Here is a 233-nt window from a genome sequence, read left to right as displayed (position 1 = left end):
TTCTGCATCAAGTCATTTTGGATATTGCCAGCTTTGCGATAGCAAGCTTGAAGCTTGGCTTTCGTCTTCAAGTAGTTCTTGCTTTCGCAAGCAGCTTCTCCATTTTTGACTTGCTTTTTGGCAAGCTGCCTTTGATAGTGCTTGATTTTTTTATAAATTCTATCAAGCTTCTTAGGCAGTACGTTCACCCGGCCTCCCGTGTAATCAAAGTGACCAACATTGACGTCAACCGC

Annotated in this window: 1 pseudogene; it reads right to left on the bottom strand. The window is 42.9% G+C overall.

Features of this window, described 5'->3' with window-relative positions:
* Nucleotides 1-233 (bottom strand): annotated as a pseudogene (locus lacNas_RS14070) (RNA-guided endonuclease TnpB family protein); the annotation flags it as partial.

This window comes from Lactobacillus nasalidis, from assembly GCF_016587775.1.
GTDB lineage: Bacteria > Bacillota > Bacilli > Lactobacillales > Lactobacillaceae > Lactobacillus > Lactobacillus nasalidis.
This window is presented reverse-complemented; position numbering and strand designations above follow the sequence as displayed.